We start from the raw sequence: 7,303 nt of genomic DNA on the forward strand, positions 1-7,303 counted from the left end.
TATGGCACACCCCGACAGTGACAGCCATCACTTCGACGGAGGAGCAATGACGCTTCGGGGATCGGCGGGACTGAACCGCCGGAGGTTCCTATCGGCCACGGCCGGGCTCGCGGCCGGCGGACTGCTCGGCGGCTGCGCGTCGACGACCACGGCGTCCGGCGCCACCCGCGTGACCATCTGGTCGTGGCTCACCGGCATGGACAAGTACGTGGCCGCGTTCAACGCCGCGCACCCGGACATCGCGGTGGAGCTCAACGTGATCGCGTCCGGCCTGAAGGGCGGCTACGCCCAGCAGACCAACGCCCTGCGCGCGCACAACGCCCCGGACATCCTGCACGCGGAGTACCAGGGCCTGCCGCAACTGCTCACCACCGGCGGCCTGCGCGACCTCACCGGCGACCTCGCGGACCTGGAACGCGGCTACTCCCCCGCGGCCTGGCAAGGCGTCCGCCCCGGCGGCCGCACCTGGGCGGTCCCGATGGACCTCGCCCCGATGGTGCTCTACTACCGCAAGGACCTCTTCGACCGGCACGGCATCGCGGTGCCGCGCACGTGGGACGACTTCCGCACCGCAGCGCAGGCCGTCAAGAAGGCCGATCCCGCCGCGCGCGTGACGACGTTCCCGCTCAACGACGGCTCGTTCTTCGCCGGGATGTGCTGGCAGGCGGGCTATCCGTGGTGGCGGGTCGACGGCGGCTCGTGGCGGGTGAACATCGACGGCGCCGGCACCCTGCGCACCGCGGACTACTGGCAGGGCCTGATCCGCGACGGCCTGGTCGCCACCGCCCCGACCGGTGACCAGGACTGGATCGGGGCGATGCACACCGGACGGCTGTGGGGCCTGCTCGGCGCGTCCTGGAGCGTCGGCTCGCTGGTGAAGTCCATCCCGCAGGACAAGGGCCGCTGGGCGGTCGCCACCATGCCGACCTGGGACGGCGTCCCGGCCAACGGCGTGCAGGGCGGCAGCGCGTTCGCCGTCTCCGCCGAAAGCAAAGTGCCCGACGCCGCCGTCCGGTTCCTGCGCTGGCTGAGCACCGACCCGGCGGTCGCGAAGATCGGCACGACGTTCACGACGCCGTTCCCCGGCTACCTGCCGAGCCGGGACGTGGCCCGGAAGGCGTACAAGGGCGGGTACTTCCTCGGGGCCCCGGTGTACGACGTGCTCGACGAAGCCGCCCGGCGCGTCCCGGACTGGACGTGGGGTCCCAACGCGCTGCGGACGTTCTCCACCGTCGTCGACCGGATGGGCGGGGTGAAGACCGGCGGCACCACGCTGGCCACCGCCGTCCGGCAGACGCAGGCCGGCGCCGTCGCCGAGCTGCGCGAGCGGGGATTGACCGTGCTGGAAGGGAAAGCCTGATGACCGTCCTCACCCCGGAGCGCGCCGCGAGGGTGCCGGCGCAGGCCCGTCCCGGCACCGCCACCCCGGCCCGCCGTGGGCACGGCCGGGCCGGCCTCGTCCTGGCGGCACCGTTCGCGCTGCTGCTGACGACCACCGTGCTCGTGCCCATCGGGTACGCGCTCTACCTCAGCCTGTTCACCGATCGCCTGTCCGGCCTGGGTTTCTCCGGCCCGACGCAGGCGTTCGTCGCGCTCGGCAACTACGTCGACGTGCTCACCGACAGCGCCTTCCACGCCAGTCTCGGCAACGTGGCGCTGTTCGTCCTGGTGCACATCCCGATCATGCTCGGCCTGGCCCTGCTGCTGGCCCTGCTGGTCGACTCCGCCGTCGTGCGGCTCAAGCGGGTCTTCTCCCTCGCCGTTTTCCTGCCCTACGCGGTGCCGACGGTGATCACCGGGCTCATCTGGGCCTACCTCTACAGCCCGAATTCGGGGCTGACCGCGGTCTTGCCGTTCGACCCGCTGGGCAAGACCGGCATCCTGCCCTCGATCGTGAACATCGCGACCTGGCAGTGGGTCGGCTACAACATGATCATCTTCTACACGGCGCTGCAGGCCGTCCCGCGTGACGTCCTCGAGGCCGCGCGCGCCGACGGCGCCGGGGGCGTCCGGACGGCGTGGTCGGTCAAGGTCCCGATGATCCGGCCGACCATGTTCGTCGCCCTCGTGTTCACCGTCATCGGGTCCCTTCAGCTGTTCACCGAACCCCTGGTGCTGCGCGGTTTCACCGGCTCGGTGACGAGCACCTGGTCCCCGAGCCTGTACGTGTACGAGGCCGCGTTCATCGCCAACGACTACGGCCGCGCCGCCGCCGCGTCCGTGTTGCTCGCGCTCGTTTCCGCCCTGCTCTCGGCGCTGGTGATGCGCCTGTCCAACCGGAGGTCCCGGTGACCCTGTCCCCTGCCGGTTCGAGGTGGACGTCCCGCACCGTCGTGCACGTCCTGCTAATGCTGGCCGCGCTGTACGCGGTCCTGCCGCTGGTCTGGCTGGTCACCTCGGCGACCAAGTCCGTCGGCGACTTCTCCACGACCGGGGCGTTCGAGTTCGGGCAGTTCGACCTCGGCACCAACCTCGGCACCCTGTTCACCCAGGACGGCGGCGTCTTCCTCGCCTGGATCCGCAATTCGCTGCTCTACGCCGGCCTCGGCGCGGTGCTCGGTTCGCTGATCTGCGCCGCCTGCGGGTACGCGATCGCGAAGCTCGACTTCCCGGGCCGCCGCGCACTGTTCGCCGTGACGCTGGCCGGGGTGCTCGTGCCGACGACCGCGCTGGCCCTGCCGCTGTACCTGCTGGCCTCGCAGCTGGAGGTCGTCGGCACGTTCTGGGCGGTCTTCATCCCGTTGCTGACCAACCCCTTCGGGGTCTACCTCGCCCGCGTCTACGCCGAGGCCGCGGTGCCCGGCGAGGTCCTCGAAGCGGCCCGGACCGACGGCGCGGGCGAGCTGCGGACGTTCTTCACCATCGCGCTGCCGATGATGCGGCCCGGCCTGGTCACCATCTTCCTGTTCCAGTTCGTCGGGATCTGGAACAACTTCTTCCTGCCGCTGGTGATGCTCACCGACCCGAAGCTGTTCCCGATGAGCCTCGGCCTGTACCAGTGGAGCACGCGCGTGACCCAGTTCCCGCAGTACAACCCGCTCGTCATCACCGGCTCCCTGCTGGCCGTGCTGCCGCTGGTCGTCGCCTTCGTCCTGCTGCACCGGCAATGGCGGTCCGGGCTGGCGGCGGGCAGCGTCAAGTGACGCGGCGCCCGGAGACCCTGCTGGTGATGGGGCGCGACACGATGGAGCTGCAGTTCGGCGCGGGCGAGCTGGCCCGGTTGCGCGCCGCGGCCCGGCTGGGCGAGCCTCTGTGCACCGACGAACTGACCTCGGCCGCGGTGCGCGCGCGGCTGGCGGAGGTGGAGGTGCTGATCACGTCCTGGGGCTGTCCCCCGCTCGACGACGCCGTCCTGCGGGCCGCGCCGAACCTGCGGGCGGTACTGCACGCGGCCGGCAGCGTCCGCGACCACGTCGGCGCGGCGGTGTTCGACCGCGGCCTGCTGGTCACCACGGCCGCCGACGCCAACGCCGAGCCGGTCGCCCAGTACACGCTGGGCGCGATCCTCTGGGCGTTCAAGAAGGTGCCGTTCCTGGCCGCCGACGCCCGCAAGTTCCGGGACGACTGGGGCTACCGCGAACAGCGCGGCGAGCTGTCCGGCCGCGACCGGACGGTGGTGCTGGTCGGCTTCTCCCGCGTCGGACGGCGGGTCGCCGCGCTGCTGCGGCTGCTGGACTTGGCGCGTGTGCTCGTCGTCGACCCGGTCGCCGACCCGGGCGAGATCCGGGCGGCCGGGGCCGAACCCGCCTCCCTGGCCGAAGCCCTGCCCCAGGCGGACGTGCTGAGCCTGCACGCGCCGTCGCTGCCGGAAACCCGGCGCATGATCGGCGCCGCCGAGCTGGCCGCCCTGCCGTCCGGCGCGGTGCTGATCAACACCGCCCGTGGCGCGCTGGTCGACACCGCGGCGCTCGAACACGCCTGCGCCGCCGACGGCCTGCACGCCGTCCTCGACGTCACCGAGCCCGAGCCGCTGCCCGCCGGGTCCCCGCTCTACGACCTGCCGAACGTGGTGCTCACGCCGCACATCGCGGGGTCACTGGGTTCGGAGACCCGCCGGATGAGCGCCGAGGCGCTGGGCGAACTGGAACGGTACGTCGCCGGTCTGCCGCCCCGGGCCCCGGTGACCCGGCATTCCCTGGCCGTGCAGGCATGACCGCCGTCGAAGACCGGCGGCTGTCGCCGTACACCGGCTGGACCCGCGAGCACTGGGCGGCCTACGCCGACCGGCTGCTCGCGGCGGCCGGGCAGTACCGGTCCCCGGCGGGGGCCCGGCTCGACCTGCCCGGCCCGGCCAGCCGCAACGGCCGCGTCTCGGACGGCCTGGAAGGGTTCGCCCGGACGTTCCTGATCGCCGGGTTCCGCGTCGCCGGGGAGGGCGGCGCGGACCCGGGCGGGGTGCTGGAGCACTACGCGCGCGGGCTGGCGGCCGGCACCGATCCGGCGTCACCCGAGGCGTGGCCGCGGCCCGACGAACTCGGCCAGGCCAAAGTGGAGGCCGCGTCGATCGCGCTGGTCCTCCAGATGACCCGGCCGTGGCTGTGGGACCACTTGGACGACGGCGTGCGCGAACGGGTCGTCGCCTGGCTCGCGACCGTGATCGGGCAGCCCTACCCGCCGATCAACTGGGTGTGGTTCCGGATCGTCGTGGAGTCGTTCCTGCGCGAGGCCGGCGGCCCGTGGTCGGCGGCGGACGTCGAGGAGGACCTGGCCGTGCACGCGTCGCTGCGGCGGCCGGGCGGCTGGCTCAGCGACGGCGCCGAGCGCGCCTACGACCACTACACGGGCTGGGCGTTGCACCTGTATCCGTTGCTGTGGACGCACTTCTTCGACGTCACCGGAACGCTGTGCCCCGGCTCGCTGCGGCTCCAGTGGGGCGCGGACCTGCGCGAGTACCTCGACGACGCCGTCCGGCTGGTGGGCAGCGACGGCTCGCCGTTGCTGCAGGGCCGCAGCCTGGTCTACCGCTTCGCGGCCGCGGCACCGTTCTGGGTGGGTGCGCTGACCGGGACGTCCGGGCTGTCCCCCGGCTTGACGCGCCGGGTGGCGGGCGGGATGGTCCGGCACTTCGGCGCCTCCGACGACCTGCTCACCCTCGGCTGGCACCACGCCTGGCCCGCGATGCGCCAGGCGTACTCCGGGCCCGGGTCGCCGTACTGGGCGGCCAAGGGCCTGCTGGGGCTCGCGCTGCCCGCGCACCATCCCGTGTGGACGGACGTCGAGGAGCCGCTGCCGATCGAGACGGGGGACGTCGCCCGGGTGGTCGCCGCGCCGGGCTGGCTGGTTTCGGGACGGCGCCGCGACGGCATCGCCCTGGTGGTCAACCACGGCACGGACCACGCCCGCCCCGGCGACCCGCGCTCCGACGCGCCGCTCTACGCCCGGCTCGGCTATTCGACGGCGACGTTCCCGGCGGCCACGGTGCCCGGCAACACGGTGGCCGTGCTCGACGCGGACGGCCGGGCGAGCCACCGCGCGGGGTTCTCGACGTGCTACGCGACCGAACTGCCGGGCGGCGTGCTGGCGGCGGCGTCGCAGGGCCGGGTCCGCTGGGTCGACACGTCCGCCGACGACTCCCCCGACCACGGCTCCGGCCGCGCCGGGCCGGTGGTGGCCGGGCCGGTGCTGACGGTGGTGTCCGTGGTGCGGCGGGGTGTCGAGGTCCGGCTCGCGCGGCTCGACGACGTCGACGACGGGGTGTGTTCGCTGTGGCTGAGCGGCTGGCCGGTCGCGGGCGAGACACCGCCGGGAACCGAGGCGGCTTCCGCACGGACTCCGCAGCTCCGGTCGGAAGTGCGTCCGCTGCGGGGGTTCACCACGGCGGACGTGGTGGTCGAGTCCGGTGTCTCTCCCCTGGGTGAGTGGACCGCGATCCCGTTCGTCGCCACCGAAGGGCCGCCGGAGCCGGGAGCCGTGTACGCCGCCGTCGTGGTCTTGGACCGCGGCGGCCCGGACGACGCCGATCCGTCGTTGACGATCGCCCGGGACGGCCACGCCGCCACGCTGACCTGGCCCGACGGCATCACCACGCGAGTCGCGATGCCCGCTCCGGCGTGATGCCGGTGCGACGGCGGCGGGCCGGCGCCAGCGAAGTCGGGTGCGAGACGCTCCAGGCCGCGCTCTTGCAGATCAATTCCTTGACGCGCGCAGCCGTCTTGCCGGTGAGGGCGGACGGCTTCGGCTGGTCGTCGTGGGGCACCCACTGCACGACCGCGTCGCGGCGGCCGAGGCTGATGCACTGGGCGGTGTAGCCGATCTTGTTCTCCGGGAGCGGGCGTCCGGTCAGCCGCGCGGCGATGGTGTCGGCGGCCAGGTAGGCCGAAGGCACCCCCGAGGCGCACGACATCCGCAGCGGCGTGCCGTTCGCGCCCGGGGCGAGCGCGGCGTCGCCGACGGCGTAGACATCGGCGTGCGACACCGACCGCATCGTCTCGTCGACGACGATCTGCCCGGTCGCCGACACCGCCAGCGTCGAGGCCGCGGCGATCGGGTGGACCGCGAACCCGGCCGTCCACACGGTCACCTGCGCCAGGATCGTGCGGCCGTCCGCAGTGCTCGCCGAGGCCGGCTCGACGCTCGTGACGGCCGTGTTCTCGTGCACGGTGATGCCGAGCCGGCCGAACGTCTTCCGCAGGTGGGTACGCGCCTTCTCGCTCAGCCAGTCCCCCAGGCCACCGCGAGCGGCGAAGGCGACGTCGAGGTCCGGACGGGCTTCGGCGATCTCGGTGACGGCTTCGATCCCGGTGAGGCCACCGCCGACGACGAGCACGGTCCCGCCCGCGGGGAGCTCGGCCAGCCGCGCCCGCAGCTGCAGCGCGGCTTCCTTGCCCGCGACACTGTGGGCGTGCTCGGGGACGTCGGCGGCGGTGCTGCCGAGGGCGTAGACGAGCGTGTCGTAGGCGAGTTCCTCGCCACCCGCGAGGGCAACGCGTTTGCGTTCCGCGTCGACGGCGGCGACCCGCGCGATCCGCACCTGCACGCCGGTGCCCGCGAAGACCTCCGCCAGCGGGCGGGGCTTGCGGTCCTGGCCGGTCGCCAGCTGGTGCAGGCGGACGCGCTCGACGAACTCGGGCTCGGCGTTGACGAGGGTGATCTCGGTGCCCGCGGGGTGCAGCCGCTTGGCGAGGCGGCCGGCGGCGTTGGCTCCGGCGTACCCGGCCCCGAGGACGACGATGCGGTGCTTCATGGTGGTGCTCCTGTCCGGTCGGTGTGTGCTCCCTGAACCGGGCAGCGGCGCGAAACCTGACAGAAGTCGGCTGTGACCTGGGTCACCAGGTGCCGGCGAGCGGCTCCCCGTGCTCGACGG

6 protein-coding genes are annotated in these 7,303 nt (G+C 73.3%); 5 read left to right on the plus strand and 1 reads right to left on the minus strand.

The window, feature by feature from the left end; all coding sequences use genetic code 11:
- The first annotated feature begins 46 nt into the window (after positions 1 to 46).
- Genes ACWEVN_RS01940 through ACWEVN_RS01960 form a run of 5 tightly spaced genes read left to right on the plus strand, consistent with a single transcriptional unit; the run spans position 47 to position 6,054 of the window.
- Positions 47 to 1,360 carry an ABC transporter substrate-binding protein gene (locus tag ACWEVN_RS01940; protein ID WP_452049877.1) on the plus strand — a complete coding sequence of 438 codons (1,314 nt, stop codon included), beginning with the start codon at positions 47 to 49 and terminating at the stop codon, positions 1,358 to 1,360.
- Positions 1,360 to 2,292, plus strand: a complete 933-nt coding sequence (locus tag ACWEVN_RS01945) for a carbohydrate ABC transporter permease (RefSeq protein ID WP_452049878.1) — start codon at positions 1,360 to 1,362, stop codon at positions 2,290 to 2,292. The genes ACWEVN_RS01940 and ACWEVN_RS01945 overlap by 1 nt, the downstream gene beginning before the upstream one ends.
- 41 nt (positions 2,293 to 2,333) lie before the next feature.
- Entirely contained in the window at positions 2,334 to 3,143 is an 810-nt protein-coding gene (locus ACWEVN_RS01950) for a carbohydrate ABC transporter permease (RefSeq protein ID WP_452049882.1), read from the plus strand.
- Positions 3,140 to 4,153 carry a hydroxyacid dehydrogenase gene (locus tag ACWEVN_RS01955; RefSeq protein ID WP_452049879.1) on the plus strand — a complete coding sequence of 338 codons (1,014 nt, stop codon included), beginning with the start codon at positions 3,140 to 3,142 and terminating at the stop codon, positions 4,151 to 4,153. The genes ACWEVN_RS01950 and ACWEVN_RS01955 overlap by 4 nt, the downstream gene beginning before the upstream one ends.
- Positions 4,150 to 6,054, plus strand: coding sequence for a DUF2264 domain-containing protein (locus tag ACWEVN_RS01960; RefSeq protein WP_452049880.1), 1,905 nt, complete (start codon positions 4,150 to 4,152; stop codon positions 6,052 to 6,054). Before ACWEVN_RS01955 ends, ACWEVN_RS01960 begins: the two co-directional genes overlap by 4 nt.
- Here ACWEVN_RS01960 and ACWEVN_RS01965 read toward each other — a convergent pair.
- On the minus strand, positions 6,020 to 7,183 hold the full coding sequence (locus ACWEVN_RS01965) for an NAD(P)/FAD-dependent oxidoreductase (RefSeq protein ID WP_452049881.1): 1,164 nt from the start codon (positions 7,181 to 7,183) through the stop codon (positions 6,020 to 6,022). The two genes, ACWEVN_RS01960 and ACWEVN_RS01965, sit on opposite strands and share 35 nt — an antisense overlap.
- Positions 7,184 to 7,303 lie beyond the last annotated feature (120 nt).

The organism is Amycolatopsis sp. NPDC003861, assembly GCF_053605405.1.